General features: G+C 64.0%; 16 protein-coding genes. 5 read left to right on the top strand and 11 right to left on the bottom strand.

What is annotated here, in order from left to right; genetic code table 11:
* Positions 1-11: 11 nt before the first annotated feature.
* The gene (locus AAD027_RS00610; RefSeq protein ID WP_341724074.1) at positions 12-905 is read left to right on the top strand and encodes an anti-phage nucleotidyltransferase; all 894 of its coding nucleotides are present in this window, start codon (positions 12-14) and stop codon (positions 903-905) included.
* A 65-nt stretch (positions 906-970) separates the two neighbouring features.
* Positions 971-2,716 (top strand): anti-phage protein, encoded by a 1,746-nt coding sequence (locus tag AAD027_RS00615; protein ID WP_341724075.1) that lies wholly within the window; start codon positions 971-973, stop codon positions 2,714-2,716.
* 99 nt (positions 2,717-2,815) lie between these two features.
* On the opposite strand, the gene AAD027_RS00620 is transcribed toward AAD027_RS00615, so the two are convergent.
* The 9 genes from AAD027_RS00620 to AAD027_RS00660 all read right to left on the bottom strand — a co-directional run bounded on the left by AAD027_RS00620 (position 2,816) and on the right by AAD027_RS00660 (position 14,025).
* On the bottom strand, positions 2,816-4,687 hold the full coding sequence (locus AAD027_RS00620; RefSeq protein ID WP_341724076.1) for a ParB/RepB/Spo0J family partition protein: 1,872 nt from the start codon (positions 4,685-4,687) through the stop codon (positions 2,816-2,818).
* Between the two features lie 274 nt (positions 4,688-4,961).
* Complete coding sequence (locus tag AAD027_RS00625; protein ID WP_341724077.1) at positions 4,962-5,267, bottom strand: DUF736 domain-containing protein; 306 nt, start codon at positions 5,265-5,267, stop codon at positions 4,962-4,964.
* Between the two features lie 616 nt (positions 5,268-5,883).
* Positions 5,884-6,387 carry a RadC family protein gene (radC, locus tag AAD027_RS00630; protein WP_341724078.1) on the bottom strand — a complete coding sequence of 168 codons (504 nt, stop codon included), beginning with the start codon at positions 6,385-6,387 and terminating at the stop codon, positions 5,884-5,886.
* A gap of 229 nt (positions 6,388-6,616) precedes the next feature.
* Positions 6,617-8,467, bottom strand: a complete 1,851-nt coding sequence (locus AAD027_RS00635; protein ID WP_341724079.1) for an ATP-binding protein — start codon at positions 8,465-8,467, stop codon at positions 6,617-6,619.
* Between the two features lie 4 nt (positions 8,468-8,471).
* Entirely contained in the window at positions 8,472-9,476 is a 1,005-nt protein-coding gene (locus AAD027_RS00640) for an SIR2 family protein (protein WP_341724080.1), read from the bottom strand.
* 138 nt (positions 9,477-9,614) lie between these two features.
* The gene (locus tag AAD027_RS00645) at positions 9,615-10,112 is read right to left on the bottom strand and encodes a M67 family metallopeptidase (protein ID WP_341724081.1); all 498 of its coding nucleotides are present in this window, start codon (positions 10,110-10,112) and stop codon (positions 9,615-9,617) included.
* Positions 10,087-11,841 carry a ThiF family adenylyltransferase gene (locus tag AAD027_RS00650; RefSeq protein ID WP_341724082.1) on the bottom strand — a complete coding sequence of 585 codons (1,755 nt, stop codon included), beginning with the start codon at positions 11,839-11,841 and terminating at the stop codon, positions 10,087-10,089. The genes AAD027_RS00645 and AAD027_RS00650 overlap by 26 nt, the downstream gene beginning before the upstream one ends.
* Positions 11,842-11,852: 11 nt before the next feature.
* On the bottom strand, positions 11,853-12,917 hold the full coding sequence (locus AAD027_RS00655; protein ID WP_341724083.1) for a cyclic GMP-AMP synthase DncV-like nucleotidyltransferase: 1,065 nt from the start codon (positions 12,915-12,917) through the stop codon (positions 11,853-11,855).
* Positions 12,904-14,025 (bottom strand): patatin-like phospholipase family protein, encoded by a 1,122-nt coding sequence (locus AAD027_RS00660; RefSeq protein ID WP_341724084.1) that lies wholly within the window; start codon positions 14,023-14,025, stop codon positions 12,904-12,906. The genes AAD027_RS00655 and AAD027_RS00660 overlap by 14 nt, the downstream gene beginning before the upstream one ends.
* A 188-nt stretch (positions 14,026-14,213) precedes the next feature.
* On the opposite strand from AAD027_RS00660, the gene AAD027_RS00665 reads away from it, so the two are divergent.
* The 3 genes from AAD027_RS00665 to AAD027_RS00675 all read left to right on the top strand — a co-directional run bounded on the left by AAD027_RS00665 (position 14,214) and on the right by AAD027_RS00675 (position 16,784).
* Entirely contained in the window at positions 14,214-14,561 is a 348-nt protein-coding gene (locus tag AAD027_RS00665) for a helix-turn-helix domain-containing protein (protein WP_341724085.1), read from the top strand.
* Between the two features lie 2 nt (positions 14,562-14,563).
* Entirely contained in the window at positions 14,564-15,820 is a 1,257-nt protein-coding gene (locus AAD027_RS00670) for a type II toxin-antitoxin system HipA family toxin (RefSeq protein WP_341724086.1), read from the top strand.
* 91 nt (positions 15,821-15,911) lie between these two features.
* Positions 15,912-16,784: a hypothetical protein gene (locus tag AAD027_RS00675; protein ID WP_341724087.1), complete on the top strand. Its 873-nt coding sequence runs from the start codon at positions 15,912-15,914 to the stop codon at positions 16,782-16,784.
* 317 nt (positions 16,785-17,101) lie between these two features.
* Here AAD027_RS00675 and AAD027_RS00680 read toward each other — a convergent pair whose 3' ends face one another.
* The gene (locus tag AAD027_RS00680; protein WP_341724088.1) at positions 17,102-18,289 is read right to left on the bottom strand and encodes a CaiB/BaiF CoA transferase family protein; all 1,188 of its coding nucleotides are present in this window, start codon (positions 18,287-18,289) and stop codon (positions 17,102-17,104) included.
* Between the two features lie 127 nt (positions 18,290-18,416).
* On the bottom strand, positions 18,417-20,246 hold the full coding sequence (locus AAD027_RS00685) for a glycoside hydrolase family 127 protein (RefSeq protein WP_341724089.1): 1,830 nt from the start codon (positions 20,244-20,246) through the stop codon (positions 18,417-18,419).

Genomic DNA, 20,246 nt, shown 5'->3' on the forward strand with positions numbered 1-20,246 from the left:
AACCTAGGAACATGGGGATTCCTGAAAATCAACTCGACACCTGGTCCCATCAAGGTTCGGTCACGCAATCCGCGGCTACGTACAACGCGATCAAGAGCGCTTTGGAATCTACAAACGCCGTATACCACGCCAATAACTTCAAGGTCTTCCTTCAAGGGTCGTACGGTAACGACACCAATATCTATACTGAAAGTGATGTAGACGTCGTCATCCAGCTCGACGACGTCTACTTCAGCGACGTGACCTCACTGCCGCCGGCCGACAAGGAGGCCTACGACCGGACTTTTGTTCCAGCGACCTATTCCTACGACCAATACAGGAACGATGTAGTCAACGCCCTTACCAGTCGATTTGGCGCCGACGTCACGAACGGTCATAAAGCTATCGCCGTAGCGGCGAACGGCAACCGACGCAAAGCCGACGTCATCGCGGCAATGCAATTCCGTCGATACTGGAAGTTCAGAAGCACCTATGACTCGTCTTACGATGAGGGAATCTGCTTTTTCACTTCCGACGGCCAGCAGATCGTCAACTACCCCAAGCAGCACTCTGAAAACCTGACCATCAAGCACCAAGCCAGCAACGGTTGGCTGAAGCCGATGATCCGCGTATTGAAGAACATGCGAAGGAAGCTGGTCGCCGATGGCGTCCTGAACGCGAGCGTGGCACCTTCGTACTATCTCGAAGGACTTCTCTACAACGTACCTTCCGGCAAGTTCGGACTGAGCTACGAGGACAGCTTTGTCAACGCGATCAACTGGATACAGTCCGAGGCCGACGAGAGCAAGCTGGTTTGCGCGAACGAACAGTATTACTTGCTCTGGGAAGGAACCCCCACCTCGTGGGAACCGTCCAACGCTGAGGCGCTCCTCCAGGCCGTCATCCAGCAATGGAATGAATGGTGATCCCCCAGGCATTCCACCTGAGCGGCTTCACGACTGTCCGATCCGATTCGCGAAGAGGCTGAAGCATGAAAGGACGCACGATCTACCTCTTCATGTGGGGTTATCAGGACAGCTACAGGATCAGTCTTCAAGGCTTGGCCAGAGGTGTCCTCTCAAAACTCGGAGTAGTGGACGACGCCTACGTGCTGCTTGTAGGCGCCCGTGCGCCTGGGAGCAATAACCCCAACCCGGTCTGCGTCGAGCCGGAAGACGGCCAATGGCCGCTGTCGCTCTTCGACGGCTTACTCGACGAAGTGGAGTCGAAATACAAAGGGCATCACCTACAGTCCGTATTCTACGGCGACGCCCCCAGCATGAACGACAAGCCCGAGTGGATTCGGCGCGACGCGGCGCGAATGGCGGTTGCCGATGCGCTGGAGCCCTATGACAAGGCCAACGAGGTAGCGTCATTCTGCGGCGAGCCAAGGCGCATCGGAGACTACTACGTCACCCCGGTCATACAGGTCCCAACGGCGACCTTCGCCCAGTTTCCGCCTTTATCGCCGCGACCAGCGGGAGCATTCGAAAGAGGTTATGGATACCGCAGCCTGATCCATGCGGCGATCTATGCCGTGCTCGAAGAAGCAACGGGGAAGCTTCAGGACCCAGAACCCGGGCGCTTTTTCCATGACGGCGTGAGGAACGCGGAGGAAATTGTCCGTGTAGCGGCAGAGAAGTTCATGCACACGCCGGGTTTATCGATCGACCGGCAGTACATCCATACCGATCTGTTCAAGATTCTAAATCTCGTCTCCTCTCTTCTCTACGAAGGATCGAAAGGAATCGGCGACCTCGTAATCGTCGATCCCACGAACACGGCGGTCGACTTTGCCCTGAAATTCGCCAGTCCAGTGCCGCTCCGCGAACCACGCTGGATTAGGAAAGTCCTGCAGATGGCCGCCACCGGCGTCGGGATCATCGCGGATCACCAGAATATCTACGGCCTAGGCAGACTAAAGGAATCCCACAATCCTGCAGAACAAGATGCGTTTATCGTCTCCTTCGTTGACCACTATCACTGGGAGCTGCGTTGCGGCGACCAAATGCTGATACGAAGCCACTATGGCGTACCCAGACTCCCGCAGGAACCCATCGACAGGAAGGCCTTTCTCAGCAGCTACGCGCGGATCTTCCCGCGATCCCTGCCAGAAGACGGACTGCGTGCATGGAGTCTACTGAATGCACAGACTCGCCTGGAGCATGGCAGCATGGTTGTGTTCGCAGAAGACGCGGCTAACGAGGCAAAGCGACTCGGCAGGCAAGGCACGCCGATCATGCCAATCATTCTTACCGAAGAGTTGCTTCGAAGCGTCAGCGGCATCGATGGAACGATACTCGTCGATCCCAGCGGGTACTGCCACGCTATCGGCGTGATCTTGGACGGAGAGGCGAACGAGGAGTGCATGCCATCAAGAGGGTCCCGATACAATTCCGGAGTAAGGTACGTGGGCTCCGGCGGCAGAAAAAGACTGGCGATCATTGTTTCGGATGACCGCACCATCGACGTTATTCCCGCGCTGAGACGATTGGTCAGTCGGACATTGATCGAACGACACGTCGCCACCCTCGAATCTGCAACACTCGACAACTATCACGATTCCAGGAACTGGCTTGATAAGCACCGCTTCTACGTCAATTCCGGGCAGTGCGAACGGATCAACGCAGTGCTTTCCCGCTTGGACAATCTCCCGAAGGAGGCAGGCCTGCTCTACTTCGAAACCGAGAGGTTCGAAACTCACCCCGAAATGGAAGAAAGCTACCTGAGCGACTAGCAATTCGGCCCAAGGGCGATTTGATTCAGCGGTGAACACTCGCCATCCACGCACGAGAAGACGCGGGCCGGTTCGCCGGCCCGCGTCCTCGAGACCACCTCACTCAGCGGAGATGATCAGCGTTGGCGGCAACCAGCCGGTTTTCGCCAGTAGGTTTCCCGCCGATTCGGCCAGTACGTCGCGCTTAAGCTTGGCGAACGCGGGGCCGCCGTGGCCGTACTGGCCGAGGATCGCCAGCGTGTCGGTCTTGCGCAGGCGCTTGAAGTAGCCGGCGTTCGGCGTCCAGTGCGCGGTCATGTCCAACTGCAATGCCGACAGAAGCGGCATCGCCGGCTGCGAATCGCTGTGATCCTGCGCCGCGCTGAAACTGCGCGCCGCACAGTAGGCCAGCAGCGACAGGATGCGGTGGTCGTCGGCCTGCTGGCACCACGTCCACAGCGCGTCGGGTTCGGTCGGCAGCAGGCGTTCCCATGCGGCGTGCCACTTCGCCGCCGCCGCTTCGGCAGCGCTGCCGGCCAGCGTCTCCGACGCGCCGACGTCGGCGTGGTCGGTCACGGCGACGTCGAGGCCATGCCCGCCGCTGCGGGATTTGCGCAGCGCCAGCACCAACTGGAACGCGAGCGCGCGCATCGCCAGCGGAATATTGTTCGCCAGCGCCTGCTGCGCGACCACCGTCAGGAACGCCGACAGGTCGCGGCGCACGGTGCGCGGGTCGCCGCCCGCGCCCTTGTCGCCAACCCCGTCCACTTCGCCGCCCTGTCCGGCCTTGCGTGCGACCTTGGCCGCCGCGCGCTTGTCCTCGGGCCGGATGAGGCCGTCGAGAACCTGCACGTGGCCGCGATGGTCGAGCGCGACCACTGCGCCGGCCAGCGCCGCCGCGTCCGGGTCGGGTGCGATCAGCCCGCGCTCGATGGCCGCGATCTGTTCCTGCAGCGCCTCGCACTTCGCGCAGGCCCGCGTCCACGGCGGACTGTCCTCGTCACCGTCGGCCTCCGCTTCCGCCGCCTCGGCCTGCTGCTCGGCGGCGGCCAGCCGCGCGCGCAACTGCGCCAGCTTCTTCTCGGTCTTGGCGTCCGGCGTTTGCCGGATGCTGGGCACCTTTCCGAACTGCGCGCGCGTCTCGTAATCGAGCGTGCCGGCGACCACCTGCACCCACGGGCGTTGCTTGCGCAGCTTGGCGACGGCCTTCTCCAGTTTCGCGTTGGCCAGCCGGTCGAGCAGCGCGGCATCCTCGAAGTAGTCGGTGGCATCGTTGCCGAACAGGTCGCGGCGGATGGTGCCGCCGGCAGCGACGTAGGCATCGCGGCCCACCAGCCGCGCGCGCGGGTCGTCGCCGCGCACCGTCGTTTCGGTCAGGGCGCGGCGAATCTGGTACGCCGATGGGCGTGCGTCGTCTTCCAGCAGCGCGCCCTGCGCGGCGTGGTCGTCGGAGAGAGTGAAGGCCATCACCTGCTCCAGGGTCAGTTCCTCGGCACGGTAGAGCCGCATGACCTGCGGCGACACCCGCGCCAGCCGCAGCCGCTTCTGCACAGTGTCAACGCTGATGCCGAACTCGGCGGCAATGTCCTCGGTCGGCTTACCTTGGTCCACCAGCTTGGCGAAGGCGGCGAACTGGTCGGCCGGGTGCATCGCCTCGCGCTCGACATTCTCGGCGAGGCTGTTGGCGGTGGCCTGCTCGCGCGACACCACGCGGCAATCGACCGGCGCGCTCGCCGCCAGTTCCTTGCGCTTGGCGAGCAGCCGTAGCGCGGCGAGCCGGCGCTTGCCGGCGACCACCTCGAAGCCGGGCCGCTTGTCCTCGCGCGGACGCGGGATGACGGTGAGATTGTGGATCAGCCCGCGCGCCTTGATCGACGCGGCGAGGCTGTCGATGCGAGTGCCGCCGGTCTTGCGAACGTTGAGCGGCGACGGGAACAACTGGTCGAGCGGGATGGCCCGCACGTCGTTGGGGGTTTGGACTTGCGCGTTCATGGTGAACTCCTGTGGTTGTCATCGGTGCGTTGCGTGGCCCCGGCTCCGCAGGAGCAGGGGTCCGCAACAAGCTGATGGCGACCGCTCGCCACGCAGCCCGGCGCAGTCAAGGGAGCGGCGCAGCCGCAGCGCAGCGGCTGGCGCGGCCCGCAGCCGCAGGCGAGGACACGGGCAGCTGCGCGGGCCCTTGACTGAGGAAGCCGGGCGGAGTGGCAAGTCGTCACAAACGACAAAAGAATCGGCCCGCCTTACGGCGGGCCGTTCGTCGCAACGATCAATCGCTGCTGGGTCGCGACCAGATCAGGCTGTAGCTGCCGTCATCGCTCTCGACCAGGCGACCGTAGATCGCCGCCGGGAACGAGGGGTCGTCGAGCGAGACCGACAGGTACGGGCGGTTGGCCTGGCTGGTCTTGGCCCACGCTGCACCGATCTCGTAGTTGCCAGCCAGCACCCGATAGTCGGGGCTGTTGTCGCTGGTCTTCTCGTTCGGGACGAACTTGACCTTGACGTTGACGTTGAGCGTGCGCACGGTGCCCGCGTAGCCGTTATCGGACTTGGTGAAGGTGCCGATGGTGGACATGGTGATTCTCCTTCCGGTTGGTCAGGTCGCGCCCATCGCGGCCTTGACGGCGATCGGAAAGGCGATGGTCGGGCGCCCGCACCGCTTGCGGTCGCAACGCAGTGGAGAACCGGCAAAGCGCAAAGAACTTGTCGGCGAGGAGGCGGCACGCCGGGGAAGTTGTTTGCGCGTCCGGTTGCGGGCATGAGCCCGAGGCGCAGCCGTGCCATCGACCAAGATTCGCCGACAAGTGAAGGCCGCAGGGGTCGAGCTGATTTGGGAGGAGACTCGAACCACTCGGTACCCGCCGCATAACCGAAGGCGCGGGCACCGTGCGTGCGCTCAACCGGCCACAACCGTTGTTCCGAACGGCAGCGACTTCAGCCACGATCTAAGGTCGACCACAACGGGAACGGCACGGGTGACAACCCCCGTCATCCGACGCGGCCACGATGTTGAGCTGACACCACTTCCGTCCTGGCGGTAACGCCGCCAGCCCCTGACACTGATAACGGCAGCTACAGCCTGATTTGGCCGCGCCGCGCCGCGGCACGGCGCGCGCCCTGCCGTAAGGCGGATGTTTTGCGAGAGATTGCAAGAAAGAGAGGAGCTTGCGCTCCTCTCGACAATCGGCGACTCAAACCCAGCCGCGTGCGGCCATCGATAGGGACGCGTGCGCACCGACGACGAAGTGGTCCAGCAGCCGCACATCGACCAACGACAGTGCCTGCTTCAACTGCGCCGTCAGCGCCCGGTCGGCCGCCGATGGCTCGGGTTCGCCCGACGGATGGTTGTGCGCCACCACGACCGCCGCCGCGTTCAACAGCAGCGCCTGCCGGACCAGTTCGCGCGGATGCACCTCGGCGCCATCCACGCTGCCGAAGAACAGTTCGACGTATTCGATCAGCCGGTGCCGGGTATCGAGGAACACCGCAGCGAACACTTCGCGCTGCAGGCCAGCCAGCTTGTCGCGGAAGAACTTCCCGGCGACCGACGGATCCGAGAACAGCGTTCCGCGCCGCATGCGCTGGTCGACCACCTGGCGCGCTGCCTCGATGATCTGGTCGGCATTGGCCGGATGGTAGCGCTTGCGCGTATCGCGAATGAATAGAGGAGAATCGAACGAAGAAGAAGACGACATGGTCGTGCTCCGGTACCGGGCGGGATTGCCCGGCGCCGGGCGGCACGCCGCAGCGCAGCAGTCAAGGGTCGCAGACGGCCGCAGGCCGCAAGCGCCATCGGCGCGCAGCCCTTGACGGCGAGAACGACGTGCTACGGTGAAGGCAGCCGCAAGACCGCACCTCCTCCAGCCCGCTACCCACGGATCAGACGCCCAGCCCAAGAAGAGCGCCACTGGTTCGGAAGACCGATCAGCAGTTCTCCACGGGCGGCACCACATCACTAAACTTCTTGGTTGCACTGCTCGGCCGTGACAGTTCGTCCAGCTCCCTGACATGAATCTTCAACGGAACTTGGGTCACGACGCCACTGAATACACAAGTGCCCGTCGGCAACGTGGGAATCGACTCCTCCGTGACCCGATCCACGTAGGAAACCGCAGAAGAAATCATCTTCAGATCGGCCTGATTGATCAGCCGGTGAATGAAGTAGTTGTGCGCCTGCGAGGCGATGGTCGGGGAGATATCGCTTGGCCGTTGACTTGCTAAAGTCACAAACACCCCGAACTTCCTGCCCTCCTTGATGACCTCCTCAAACGTCTCCAGGCGGTAGTCCTTCCAAGTCTCCGCCTCGCGCGAGGATTGCTTGGACAGGATGTTGTGCGCCTCGTCTATGATGAGCGAGAGCGTTCTGTCCCCGCCTTCCGACTTTTGCTCGTCATAGAGTTTTTTCACCAGCAGAAGAGGAATCGTCTTCTTCATCTCGATGTTGACGTCGTGCAGGTTGACCACGACCACATTCTTCTGCCAGAAGCTCTGTTGCCCACCGAACGAGAACAGCTTTTCTATTTCGTCCTTCTTCGCCTTCAGCCGATTGATCAACGGCGCTATATGCTCGTTCTGCGCGCGGTTGGTAATAACGTCAGCGATGAGCTGCAGATAGAGCGCGGAAATCAGGTTGCCCAGCATGCTGGCGCCGAAGGCGAACCGGTCCACCTGCCGGTAAAGGATTGTGTCCGGAATCCGGTTGGGGTTCGTTCTCAGGTACGCAGTGCCATCGCGCAGCCGGAACTCGTTGCCCAGGTTGTACCAGTCGAGGTCGCCCGCCAGATCGACAAGATTCCCATCGGCATCGGCATCCGGCAGGATCTGCTCGAAGTAATCGATGAGCAGGGTCGCCCGCACCTTGTCCGCCAGCTGCAGGGTATCCCTCACCTTGCTCTGCAGGACGCCTCTGAAATAGGCCTCCGGATTGTTCGCCTCGGATACCTGCCTGAAGAAGCGCAATGTTCTCCTGAGGAACGGCTTTTGCGTCTTCTCCGTGGCATCGACAAGAATCGACAGAACCTCGATATCGAGCAGCGCATCCATTTCGACGGGAATCCTGTCGCCGTTTGCAACACGCGTCGACAGGTTGTAGACCTTCTTGTCCGGAGTCAGGCATTCTTCCCCACGGTACTCGCCATTGAAGTCGATGAGCACGAAGCGCGTTCGTTCCTCGAACCGCTCGCTGTTGCGCTGCTTCAGGGCCCGGATCAGCCCCTGGTACAACGCCGCGAGCGTGTTGGTCTTCCCGCTCCCGGTGTTCCCGAAGATCGCGATGTGGCTGTTGAACAATCCGTCGATGGGGAACTCTATCTCGATGTCTTCACCAAACAGCGTGGCGATGCTAACGGAGGGTGCGCCCTGCTGCACGAGGTTGTGCATCAGATGGACTTTCTGCTTGGTCAGCAGGTACGCTTCGTTGCCGATCAGCGGCAGCTCTCGGGTTCCCCCGGCGAAGACCCCACGTTCGTCGATGTAGCCCGAAAGGGCAACCGTGAGGATTCTTCGGTTCGTGTTGACCGCCTGGCCCTGCTCTTCCCATTCGTCGGACTTGTCGGATTGGACCCGCTCGCCCTCGACTCTCCCGATGATGCTCAGAAAGCCCTTCCGTATCTCCAGGTAACTGTTCACGGCAATGTTCGTCAGGATGTCTCCGTCCAAGAACATGTCCGACAGGTTCTTGTTCCGGTCCACCTGCACGTAGATCTTGCGCCCCTCGACGGCGCTGACCTCCCCGACCCTGAGGACAGAATCCCTCAATAGTTCGTGCGAGCTCACGGCGTCAGCCCTGCCCAGCACGCAATATACGGCTCAGCGAGTCGTTGAAGTGCTCGAAATGCAGCTCGTCCTCGTCGCCAGGGGCAATGATCTCGACGTTGCTGTACTGCTGGAACAGTGTCGCAAACCTGTCGCGAGCCGCTGAATTGAAGGCGAACAGCATCAGCCTCAACGTCGGATTCTTCAGGGCACGCATCGTAATGTCGCGGATGTGCTCGTCACCGAACGAGAAGCCGAATGTGATCAGAACGGTGTTCTCCCTGTCCAGGGAGTTCGCGTAGATCCTCAGCAGGTCGTAATAGGTGCGATCCATGAGGGTCTCGCGGAACTTTGCCGCCTGCGGCAGTACCACCGCGCAGGCGGCGATGAACTTCCTCCTCTCCTCATGAGTCCCGTCATTGTCGAGCAGCTTCACCGCCTCGACCCGGAGCAGGATGTCGTCCTTGTCCTTCAGCCACGACAAGGAGCCGTGGAGCTTGATGAGGTTGATGCAGGGTATTTCGACCCGGTAGTCGTAGAGATTGCCAGTGTTGTAGGTGGCCCTGAAGAAGTTCCGCGACGAGTACTCCATCCGATGCCCCAAGCTGGGCGAACGACTGAAACCATCGTTGAGGATGGTGGACGGGCACGCCGCCGACGCCTTCTCCAAGAACAGGTCGTAGTTCGTCGTGAACACCGTCGCTTGGCGCGGGAGGATGGTGGTGCGCCTGGCCAGGAGTATTTCCTCGATCGTCTTCAGCAGTGCCTCATAGCACCTGAGGGACGCGCGGTTGCCCTCGTCCGCCTCGTCGTTGATGAGCTTGTTGGTCGGCGCGTGAACCGTCTCGAGGAACGCATACATCTTGGCGTATGCCTCCTCGTCCCTTCCCGCGGAGATCAGTCCAGCGATTTCCGCCTCGATCGGACCGGCCGTGGGGATCGCCGGCAGCGACGCCCCGGATCCGAGCAGAAAGTTGATATTCCCCGACTGGAATGAACGAAGGAGCCTCTTGCGCAGTTCCTCGCCCAAGTCGTTGGCATTGATTATTCGAGCCACGCACCACCCCCCTGAGCGTAACGATGACGCTCGCCAGAAACGAAGCCATCACCCCCGCTCCCGCGGATACTACCGAGCATCATCGTGCCCCGGCAAATCCATGAAGAAGCGTTACCGCCCGCAATTCAGCGGCGTTCTTCCCACGTAGCGCCCGGCCCTGACCGTGGAGAGCATCCGCGTGCCGTCAGGGAGGTAGGTATGGACAGTGGAAACCAGCTCTCCCTCCAGCCCGAGCTTGGCGATCAGCAGCACCGCGAAGTTCGCGCCCACAGTTTCGTCCTGGACGATCTGCAGCATGGACAGGTCATCCGTCCTGCTTGGGTAAGGCGCAAACGACGGATGCGAATGCCATTCGCCAAGATAATTGAACCGGGTGTAGTCATGTCCGGTCTGCTGGAAGAATGCGCGAAGCCGTCCGATGGCGTCCTCGATTCTTCGCACGAATGAGGCGAACGCACCGCGACGATGCACGGTCATCTCCCGGACGATGAAGAGATTTGGTCCGACATGCTCGCCCATCAGGATTCCACCGACCTCGCGCCGGCCGGCTTTCCGGAGCGCCGCCAGCAGCAACTCGTGCTGCTCAGGCGGCAGGATCAGCGTCAGCACGCTTTTGTCCTTCGTACATCCTCAGCAACGCTTCCACGACGGCATGCCTGTCTTCGCCACTCCCGGCGTCCTCGCCGCGCTCCCAGCCATGGCCCTGCACGGCGACCGGGCGCGTGTCGAACGGCGCCTCGAAGATCCACTCGCGGCGCATGCCCAACAGGTACACCGAATAGGGAAACTCGCTTGGATCCCGGGACAACGCGGTATCGATGGCCAGCCGGGTCAGCGCGGTCGCCACGAAGCCGACGTCGCTGTCGTATGCGACCAACGGTTGTTCTTCGGTTCCATCGTAGCCTGCCGCGTTCTTGAAAGGCGCGTCGGGAAGGGTCGCCAGGTAGGCGTGGTAGGCGTCGCGAACCGCCAACGGGTTCGGATCGCGTCCCGGGCGCGCCCGCGCGATCATCCCACCGTAACCGCCGGCGAATATCTCGCCCCAGCATAGCGGCGTTTCCTGCCGCTTCGCTAACGCTGCCAGCAGAAGGAAGACTTCCGGATTGGCGGTGGCATCGATCAGCAGGTCGCAGTTGGACAGATCCTTGAGCGCGGCTGCCGCGGTCACCGCTGACTCCTGACCGGCGAGACGAGTGGTTCGCGTATCCACCTGCACCCCAGCGGCAATCAGTGACAGTGCGTCACGCGCCGCTCGTGCCTTGTGCGTCCCCACGTAGGCCCAAGACAGCTCGTGGCGCACCATGTTGCCGGGCGCGAGGTAGTCGTCGTCCACCAACAGGAAGCGGCGGACACCGGATCGCGCCAATGAAACCGCGATCTTGCTGCCCATTGACCCGAGTCCGACGATGCCGACACGGACATTGGCCAGTCGCTGTGTTTCCTCCGACAACCTGAAATCGGAAGGCGTCGGCCACACGATCCTGTGCTCCAGCAACTCCGGCTGCTCGCCCGAGTCGATCAGGAACACCCGCAGCGACGGCAACGCCGTGCCCAGCAGCACGATGGTTCTCGCCTTGTACTTGCCGGCCTCCTGCACCAGGACGTCGTCGGTGGCAAATCCCGCCTCTGCCAGCACCCGCACCAACGCCTCGGCGGATTCGACGGATTGGCGCTGGTCGAAGACTTCGCTACGAAAGATCCATCCATCGCCGGACAGCGAGAACAGCGGAAGCGATGCTGCGATACCTTCCGGAACGTCGACCACGTCCTGCAGCACGTCCTGCGCGTCGGCGACTTTCGCCGCGAACATGACGACTGCACCCAGGTTGTACACGATCGCCGATTTCAGCCGGGTTCGGGACGGTAGCGGGAGCGCAGTCCACGTGGCCAGTAGCCCGGTGGTGGCCACGAAGCGCTGGCCCGCGCCGCGCATGTCCTGTCCCTCCGTCAGGCGGTGCGCCGAGGGCACCGTGTTCGGCAACTCGGGATGCTGTTCAGTGCTCAGCAGTTCGTGTGCGCTACGCACCATGTCTGCACCCGTCACGTCGGGATGCCAGTTGTCTGCCCGCCACTGCAGGCACAGCGGGCCGCCGGCCCCGTACTGGTGGCCGGACCATCGCTCGGATTTGTCCCGCGGACAGATGTAGGGCGGCGAGTCCGGAAACATGGCCGGATAGGTCATCCGCCCCGCAAAGACGCGGCCATGGATGGTCATGTCGAGATCGACCGCAATCGAGCCGTCCTCGGACATGCGCCAGGCCGTGCTCAGCCAGCCGGCCTCGGCTTCGAGACGATCGAGTTCCGCGCGCTCGCGCAGGAAGCGCGCGGGATCGTCCATGGCCCATTTCATCAGGCGAAGCCCGAGGACTTGTTCGGCACCACCGGGCGGCTGGGGAAAGTGAGGCCAGCGGCAGCGGCGGCGGCAGGCTGGAGCAGGGACTTGGCCGCAGCGGCGTCCTTGGCGATCTGGGCGCTGAAATAGTCCGTGTTGAACACCTTGTCCCAGGCGTCGCCCGCCTTCTTGCGCGTGCAGTCGTATTCGTCGAGAACTTTCAGTGTCTCCAATGCCTCGCCCAGGCAATCGCGGAAGAAGATCACGCCCTCGTCGCCTTCCTCCGCGAGATTCTTGTCCGCATACACCGGATGGCCGATGCGCTGACTGAAAACCAGTTGCGCCTTGATCGCCTTCCAAGTGTCGCGCAGGGCGTCATCGTCCCGGTCGAGACGCGCCACGAAGTGGTCTACGACCAGTTTCGAGATGCAGATGCCGCTGGTGGTCTTTTTCTTCCAGGCGACGCGGCTGCGGGCCATCTTCTTGGTCAGCTTGGTGATCCGCCGCAGTTGGCTGGTATCGGACTGCCCCGCCTTCAGTTCCGAGCCGACCGCATCGTTGTACCAGCGCGTCACCTTGCGGGCATCCGACTTGACCCAGTCATCGCCGCTGGCCAGTTCGTACTCGACGACTTCGTTGCCCCAGAAGTCCTTCGAGCGGATCGTGCGGTAGACGGGAATGTCGATGTGGTAGCCGTCCGGATACTGCTGGCGCACGCAATTGGTCTTGACCACCGCGTCGTAGGCCAACCGGTCGTCCTTCAGCGCGTTGCGAACCCGGGTGCGGGCGTCGCGTGCGCCGAGGTAGCCGCCATCGGCGTCCTTCAGGTCTTCCTTGTCGAAATACACGCCATCGTCGATGTCGTAGTCGCAGGCATCATCCTGGACCATGGTGCGCATCGCATAGGAGCCCTGCGAGCTGAACTCCTTGGGCAAGGGATGGCCGGCCTTGGTCAACCCGTTCTTGAGCCGCGTCCGGCCGCTGTCGCGGCGGTTGCGCATCTCCGTCTGGTCGTCGTTCGAGAGGTTCACCTCGTCCGCGTGATACCCCTTCATCTCTTTGTTGCAATCAATGATGGTCATGGGCTTGTGCCTCGGGCTGCTGGCGACTGGGATCGGACGCGCCCGCCAGTGCAGTGCGGAACGCGCTCATCCGATCGTCTGATTCAGTCGTCGCCCAGGCGAAATCGACGTCGGAGATGGCTTGCCGGGCGAGCGCGTTGAGTACCTTGGGACGCGCGTCGTCCATGTTTTCCAGATACCTGTGGAGTTCGCCGGACGGGCATTGCGCCGGCAGCCGGTAGGCGAAGCTGCCGTGCCCCCGCAGCTCCGCGATCTTCTGCGCGAGGTAGCCATATGCGACCGCCTGTGCGTTGATGCTCGCGGCGATGGCCTTGAGGCCGCTGTCCCAACCCAGCGCCCCGCGGTGCAGTTTCCTGGCGCTCTTGAGTTCTTCGCCGCCCTGTACGGGAAGCGTGCCGAGCATGTACAGGTGGATCGGGCGATCGGCCTCGCCGCGCCGCTGCAGGATCTCGTGCGCTTCGATCATGCCCACCGCGCCCGGGTTGTTCGCCCACAAGCCGCCGTCCACGTAGTCGACGGTGGCCTCGCCACCACCGGGTTCGGTCAGGCGTGCGATCGATCGCAGGATGGGGGCAGCGCTGGTCGCCATGCAGGCGTCCACCAATAGCCGCTCGTTGTCGCGCCCGTTGAGACGGTCCATGTGCGGGGTCTTGAACACCACAGAGGCATGGCGGTTCAAATCCACCGTGGTGATGGCCAGGCCGATGCCGCGGCGCGCGTAGACCTGCCCCATGGTCTCGGTGCCGAAGGCATTGGTAAGCACGGCACGCAAGGCCCGGTCGCCGGCGGCAAGGCCGGAGAACAGGCCTCGGACGTATTTGCCCAGCTTCGGCACTGCCCGCAGCCGCTGCCGCGGGAAAATCTCCCGGCCATGCACCTGGTACAGCGCCAGCACCTTGCCGAGCGGGATGCCCGCCGCCAGGGCGCAGGCGACAATCCCGCCGGTACTGGTCCCCACCAGCAGGTCGAATGCCCGGCCCGGGTCGATCTCTCCAGTACCTGAGACGCGGAGCCGCTGTGCGAATGTGTCGAGATACGTCGCCTGGTAAACGCCGCGCATTCCGCCACCGTCCAGACACAGGACTCGAAATGGCTCCGCAATCCCCATATGTGCACCCTCGATGGGCTTGTTACCACGAGATATGGGGGTGACGACTGGGATTTCAAGGGCATAGGGCGACGGCCGTCACAATGCCCCATGGCAACTCCAGCAATGATCGATATCTTGGTCATATCGGCCGATTTTTGTATAAGATATTAGGCATGGCTAGAACCTCCCCCAAGCTGTTGCCCCGCTTGGCCCGCCTGCTGGCCGGGCTGGGCGCCAACATCAAGCTGGCCCGCCTGCGGCGCGGGCATAGCGCAGAAACCGTCGCACAACGCGCCGGCATCACCCGCAGCACCCTGACCCGCGTCGAGCGCGGTGATCCCGCGGTTTCGCTGGGCATCTATGCCCGGGTTCTGCAGGCACTGCGTCTGGAGAATGACCTGGCCGCCCTCGCTGCCGACGACGCGCTGGGCCGGAAGCTGCAGGATGCCGAACTCGAGCCCGCCCGCCGGGCGCCTGGCGCAAGGTCCCGTCCGGTCTCGTCGCAAGCGGTAAGCGATGAAGCAGAGGCGCGCGCCCGGAAGCGGAAGGACTGACAGTGTCGCGCCGCTACGATCAAGTCGTCGTCCATGCCGACCTGGAACACTTCGCGGCGCCCGTCGCCATGGGCGTGCTTCGCTGCCAGCGCGGGCGCAGCGACATCTTCTCCTTCGCCTACGAACGCGCTTGGCTGGAGCGTCCGGAAGCTTTCGCCTTCGATCCTGACTTGGCGCTCGTCGAGGGCCCTCAGTACCCGCCACCGGCGCGCGCCAACTTCGGGATATTCCTGGACTCGTCGCCGGATCGATGGGGCCGGATGCTGATGCAGCGTCGCGAGAACGTGCGCGCGCGCGATGAGGCCCGCCCGCCGCGCACACTGACCGAGTGGGACTTCCTGCTCGGCGTGCACGACGAAACCCGCATGGGCGCGCTGCGATTCCAGGCGCCCGATGGCGGCGACTTCATCGACAGCGACCCGACATATTCCGCGCCGCCCCTGACCTCTCTGCGCGAGTTGCAGGCGGCCAGCCTGCAGTACGAGACGCATGCCGACGACGAGGACCATCCCGGCTATCGGCAATGGCTGGCGCAACTGTTCGCGCCCGGCACATCGCTGGGCGGTGCCAGGCCCAAGGCCTCGGTGCGGGACGAACACGGCCACCTGTGTATCGCCAAGTTTCCCAGCCGCGACGACCGCCGTGACATCGGCGCATGGGAGTTGGTGGCGCATGCCCTGGCCCGCCGCGCCGGCATCGACGTACCACCGGTGCGTGCCATCCGCCTGCCGGACAGCCCGCACACCACGTTTCTCGCCCGCCGTTTCGACAGGACAGCCGAGGGCAGGCGCAAGGCGTTCGTCTCCGCGATGACGCTGACCCAGCGCATCGACGGCGAGGCCGGCGCCAGCTATCTGGAAATTGTCGACCTGCTGCAATCCAGCGGCGCCAATACCAGGCGCAACTGCAGGGAACTGTTCCGGCGCGTTCTGTTCAACATCCTGATTCAAAACACCGACGACCACTTGCGCAACCACGGTTTCTTCATCGATCGCAACGGCATCACGCTCTCGCCCGCCTACGACATCAATCCGGCGCCGGACCAGCATGCGTTATCGCTGGCGATCAACGAGGTCGACACGGCCTGCGACGTGATGGTGGCAATGGATGCCTGCGGCGACTACGGACTGAGCCGGCGTGAGGCGGATCTCGAGCTTGCCGCCGTCCGAACCGCGATTGGGCACTGGCGGGAAGAAGCGCAGCGGTTGGGGATCGCACGCGGCGAGATCGAGCAGATGCGGCCGGCCTTCCAAGTCTAGTCGCAACCATGCAACCAGCATCGCGGTTGGACGAGAACGAAACCCGCCTTAGCCGGATCATCGGCACTTAGCCGCACGCACGAGGGGAAACATGACGTCGATCGTCATCTGGCACAACCAAGAGGACGGGTTACGCGGCCTGTGGGCGGTGAGCGACTCACGCGTCACCAGCGCCGACAACATCCTAACCGACAACTATCCCAAGCTCTCCGTCATCCACGCGCTGGCGTACGAACGCGGGGATTTCTGTCGCTCGCGACCACGGCATGTGCTCACGACCGCCTTTGCGTGCGCCGGCAGCACGCTGATTGGCTCGACCGTCAGGGAAATGCTTTCGGCCCTGCTCTCTACACTGAGCGAGCTCGACTACTACGACGCGCCCGATATGCCGTTCGAGGACAAGATTCCAACACTCGAAGAGGTGGCCCATCTCGCCGCGACGCTCGCTTCCAGATATATCCTCAGCCTGGGAATGCATTACCCAGCGAGCGCGAGGACAGAGATTGCAGTGTTCGGCTACTGCGCCAGATCCGACGCGTTGCGCGTGTTCAAGATATCCAACCGTCCGGAAGCCCCCGCAACCGTCACTGTCGTGGCTGTTCCGGTCAACGACCACGACTTCCTGATTCTGGGGGACAGGAAATCGGATGTTGCCGAAGCAATTGCGGCAAAGCGTGCCCACTCAGAGAAACGTTCACTCGATTGGCACAGGGCGCCGATCCTGGCGCTGCTGAACTTGGTGGAAGATGTCGGTTTCGGCACCATCGGGGGTTCAGTCCAGCTATGCGCAGCCGGGAGGTTCGGGGTTCGCCATCTCCCGCTGTTCGACTCGGAACGCATGCAGGACCTTCTGGCTGGCTTCAACTTGTTCGAGATCTTTCCGAAGATCGGAGGATTCACTTGCGGCCACTCCCTGGGGCTGGTTCATCCCGGCACGGGTGGTTGGCCAAGTCCTCGACGCTGAAATGACCCGAGACCTTCGACGACCATGCTCTAGTCAAGGCGGGATCACCACTGCCGTAGTTTCCGGCAAGTTCTATGAATCGCACCGCGAACGCGTCGGCAATGACTGTCGCCAATGGCGATTGCTATTGATGTAGGCGCTTTCGTGTGCAAATGAGTGCACACAAATTGCACACGCGCTATTGCAAATAGCTGAAAATAAAGGACTTTCCGCCCGTTCCATCATCGGCGCGACGGACAGGCGCAGGGTTTCCGGCGGGGGCACGGGCGACGGCATGCCGTCATTGTAGCGTGGGGGCTTTCCGCCCCCGCCGTGGATCAGCCGGAGGCGCTGGCCTTGCCGGTCGGATGGCCCAGGATGGCATCGGAATCCTGGTCGAACACCGGCGCGGCGAAAGGCGCGGGGCCCGGCGTGCGGCCGAAGGCGATGGGCCGGGTGACGCCACGGTAGCTGCCCACCAACGGGTGACTGAACTCGGCCACCATGTCCTCGGCCAGCACCTGCGGGTGCTCGAACATGTCCTCCACGCGCCGCGCGGCCGCGCACGGCACTTCCTCGCCGAAGCGCTGTTCCCATTCCAGCGCGGTATGCCGCTGCAGGGCTTCATGCAGCCGCGGCACGATCTCGGCGGCGTGTTCGGCGCGCTTGCGCACGGTGTCGTAGCGCGGATCGTCGGCCAGCGCGTCCAGCCCGGTCAGCCGGCACAGCGCTTTCCAGAAGCGCGGCGTGTTGGCCGAAATGTAGAGATGGCCTTCGCGGGCGGGATGGATGCCGGTGACGCCGCCGGAACGCATGTCGCGGCCGATGTCCAGCGCTTCGCCTTCCGCCCAGATCATCCGGGCCGACTGCATGGTCAACGCGCTGCGCAGCAGCGACACGCCGACGAACTGGCCCAGCCCGCTGCGCTCGCGTTCGTACAGCGCGGACGAAACGCCGGCGGCCAGCAACGCCGCCGCGTAGTAGTCCACCACCGAACCGTAGATGATTTCCGGCGCGCCGCCGCGCTTTCCCTGCAACGTGCACATGCCGGTCATGGTCTGCAGCACCTGGTCGTAGCCGGCCTTGTCCTTCAACGGCCCGCTCTCGCCGTAGCCGGTGACCGCGCAATAGATCAGGCGCGGGTTGATCAGGTTGAGGCGTTCGTGGTCGATGCCCAGGCGCCTGGGCACCGACGGGCGGAAGTTGTGCACCAGCACGTCGGCCTCGCGCACCAGGCGCAGCAGCGCCGCCAGGCCCTCGGGTTTCTTGAGGTCCAGCGAGATGCCGCGCTTGCTGCGGTTGACGCCCAGGAAGGCGCGGCTCTCGTTGGCCAGCGTGGACGGATACTGGCGCAGGTTGTCGCCGTCCGGAGGTTCCACCTTGATGACGTCGGCGCCCTGGTCGGCCAGCAGCGTGCAGCCGTAGGGCCCGGCGATGTAGGCGCTCAGGTCCAGCACCTTGACGCCGCTGAGCGGGCCGGCCGGGCCGGTACGGCGGCCGGGCCGGAATGGGGATGCGTTGTCCATGGGGGAAACCTCCTTCAGGCGGCACCGTGGCGGCGGCGTCCAGTCTGGTCCAGTGCGGCGCACGGAAACAGCGCGCGCCGGTAACTTCTGCTGCCACAAATTCTTGCGTACAAGGCGACCGGCCGCATCATGCCGGGGGCGCCAGCGACAGCCAGGTCAGCCGCCACGCGCCGTCCTGCCTCCCGCCAGCGCGGTAGTACGGCCAGAACAACAGCGGCGGGCGGTAGTCGAGGGTCATGCTGATGCCGGCGCCCTCCTCGCCGTCGGTCACGGGCAGCACCTGCAACCACTCCTCCTGCGCGCGATCGGGCAGGCGGACGGTCTCCTCGGTCTTGAACCCGTCGATCAGTTCGGTGGCGTACGCCAAGGGGCCATAGGTCAGGCCGATGTAGTGCAGGTCCAGCACCTGCTGCCGCACCAGCGAGCCATCGGGCGCGCGGGATTCCTGCACATTGCGCAACGCCCGGCGATGCAGCACCGGCCGCAGCGGAAAGTCGAGGGCGACCTGGTCGCCGGCCCGCCACTGGCGCGGCACGCGCAGGTAGCTGCCGGGCACCGCGTCGAGGTCGAGCGCTTCGCCATTGACGCTGATGCGCGCGCCCTGCGCCCAGCTCGGGATGCGCAGGCACAACGCGAACGCGGTGGACCGCTCCGGCGTCACCTCGATGCGGATGCGGCCATCGAAGGGATATTCGGTGACCTGCCGCAGCGATACGCGCCCGGCCCTGGGGTGCGGCAACGCCGCTTCGCCCGCGCCGTAGAGATTGACGCGGACATCGCCGCCGTCGCCCACGCCGTAGAACAGCGCGGGCAGTTCCTCCAGCGCCATCGCACCGCTGGATTTGCAGCAGCGCCAGTAGGTGGTGTGCACGCGGCGGCCGTTGGGGAACGAGTAGTAGCACCAGTCCTCGCCATTGGGCGCCTGCGCGCCCAGCAGGTCGTTGTACGCGGTGCGTTCGATCTCCTCGGCGTAGCGCGCGTCGCCGGTGACCGCCAGCAGTTCGCGGTTGAGCTGTATCCATGCCAGCAGCGAGCAGGTCTCCACGTAGGCGTTCGGGCTGAAACTGCCCGGTGCGTTGAACACTTCGCGCGAGCGGTGCGCCACGCCGCCCCACGGGCCGCCGCCCAGGGTCAGGTGGTGGTCGCGGATGCTCCGCCACAGGTTCTCCACCGCCTGCCGGTGCGCCGCCTCGCCGGTGGCGCGCGACAGCTTGGCCAGCCCCACCAGGTTCCAGGCCAACTGGTAGGCCTTGCCGGTGGCGATCTCGGCGGCATCGGCGCCGTCCAGCGCGCGCGTCAGCAACGCAAGCTGGGGATGCGCGTCGGCCTGTTCCAGCACGCGACGGGCCAGTCGCAGGTAACGCGCTTCGCCGGTGGCGAAGTACAGCTCCATCGCCGGGTCCATCAGTACCGTGGCCGACATGCCGTGGTGGTTGCCCAGCGTAGTGATGTCGATGCCGCCTTCGGTCAGCACCTCCCAGCACAGGTCGCCGATGCGTTGCGCGGCGCGCAGGTAGCGCGGTTCGGGGAAGTGCCTGTGCACTTCCAGCAGGCCGAGGACCAGGTAGCTGTGCGTCCAGATGTCCCAGGTGCGCAACGCCGGCGCGCCGTCCCATGTCACCGGCCTGGGCGGCTGCGGATGCATGAAGCGGCGCGCGGGTGCGTAGTTGCCCAGGTAGCCGTCGGCCTGCTGCTGCGCCACCAGGTAGTCGGCCACGCGGCGGATGTTCGCCAGCAGGACCTCGTCGCCGCTGCGCGCGGCGGCGCGCGCGGCGGCGACCAGCCATTTGCCGGCATGCTCGCCGTACCAGTCGCCCTCTTCGTTGGTGGCCACGTGGGCCGGGTCGAAGATCGCGATCGCCGGGCTGCGCTCGTCCACGATGAAGTGATGCAGGCGTCCGCGCAGATTGGCGTCCAGCGCCTGGCCGAGCGGTCCACCCAATTTCGTTCCGGTCAT

This window comes from Pseudoxanthomonas putridarboris (assembly GCF_038321125.1).
Lineage (GTDB): Bacteria > Pseudomonadota > Gammaproteobacteria > Xanthomonadales > Xanthomonadaceae > Pseudoxanthomonas_A > Pseudoxanthomonas_A putridarboris.

Excerpts from the sequence above, each read along its gene's own strand:
- radC (WP_341724078.1), bottom strand. The coding sequence starts at position 6,387 with ATGTCGTCTTCTTCTTCGTTCGATTCTCCTCTATTCATTCGCGATACG.
- AAD027_RS00655 (WP_341724083.1), bottom strand. The coding sequence starts at position 12,917 with ATGACCATCATTGATTGCAACAAAGAGATGAAGGGGTATCACGCGGAC.
- AAD027_RS00680 (WP_341724088.1), bottom strand. The coding sequence starts at position 18,289 with ATGGACAACGCATCCCCATTCCGGCCCGGCCGCCGTACCGGCCCGGCC.
- AAD027_RS00650 (WP_341724082.1), bottom strand. The coding sequence starts at position 11,841 with ATGGACGATCCCGCGCGCTTCCTGCGCGAGCGCGCGGAACTCGATCGT.
- AAD027_RS00660 (WP_341724084.1), bottom strand. The coding sequence starts at position 14,025 with ATGGGGATTGCGGAGCCATTTCGAGTCCTGTGTCTGGACGGTGGCGGA.
- AAD027_RS00675 (WP_341724087.1), top strand. The coding sequence starts at position 15,912 with ATGACGTCGATCGTCATCTGGCACAACCAAGAGGACGGGTTACGCGGC.
- AAD027_RS00610 (WP_341724074.1), top strand. The coding sequence starts at position 12 with ATGGGGATTCCTGAAAATCAACTCGACACCTGGTCCCATCAAGGTTCG.
- AAD027_RS00620 (WP_341724076.1), bottom strand. The coding sequence starts at position 4,687 with ATGAACGCGCAAGTCCAAACCCCCAACGACGTGCGGGCCATCCCGCTC.
- AAD027_RS00625 (WP_341724077.1), bottom strand. The coding sequence starts at position 5,267 with ATGTCCACCATCGGCACCTTCACCAAGTCCGATAACGGCTACGCGGGC.
- AAD027_RS00685 (WP_341724089.1), bottom strand. The coding sequence starts at position 20,246 with ATGACCGGAACGAAATTGGGTGGACCGCTCGGCCAGGCGCTGGACGCC.
- AAD027_RS00615 (WP_341724075.1), top strand. The coding sequence starts at position 971 with ATGAAAGGACGCACGATCTACCTCTTCATGTGGGGTTATCAGGACAGC.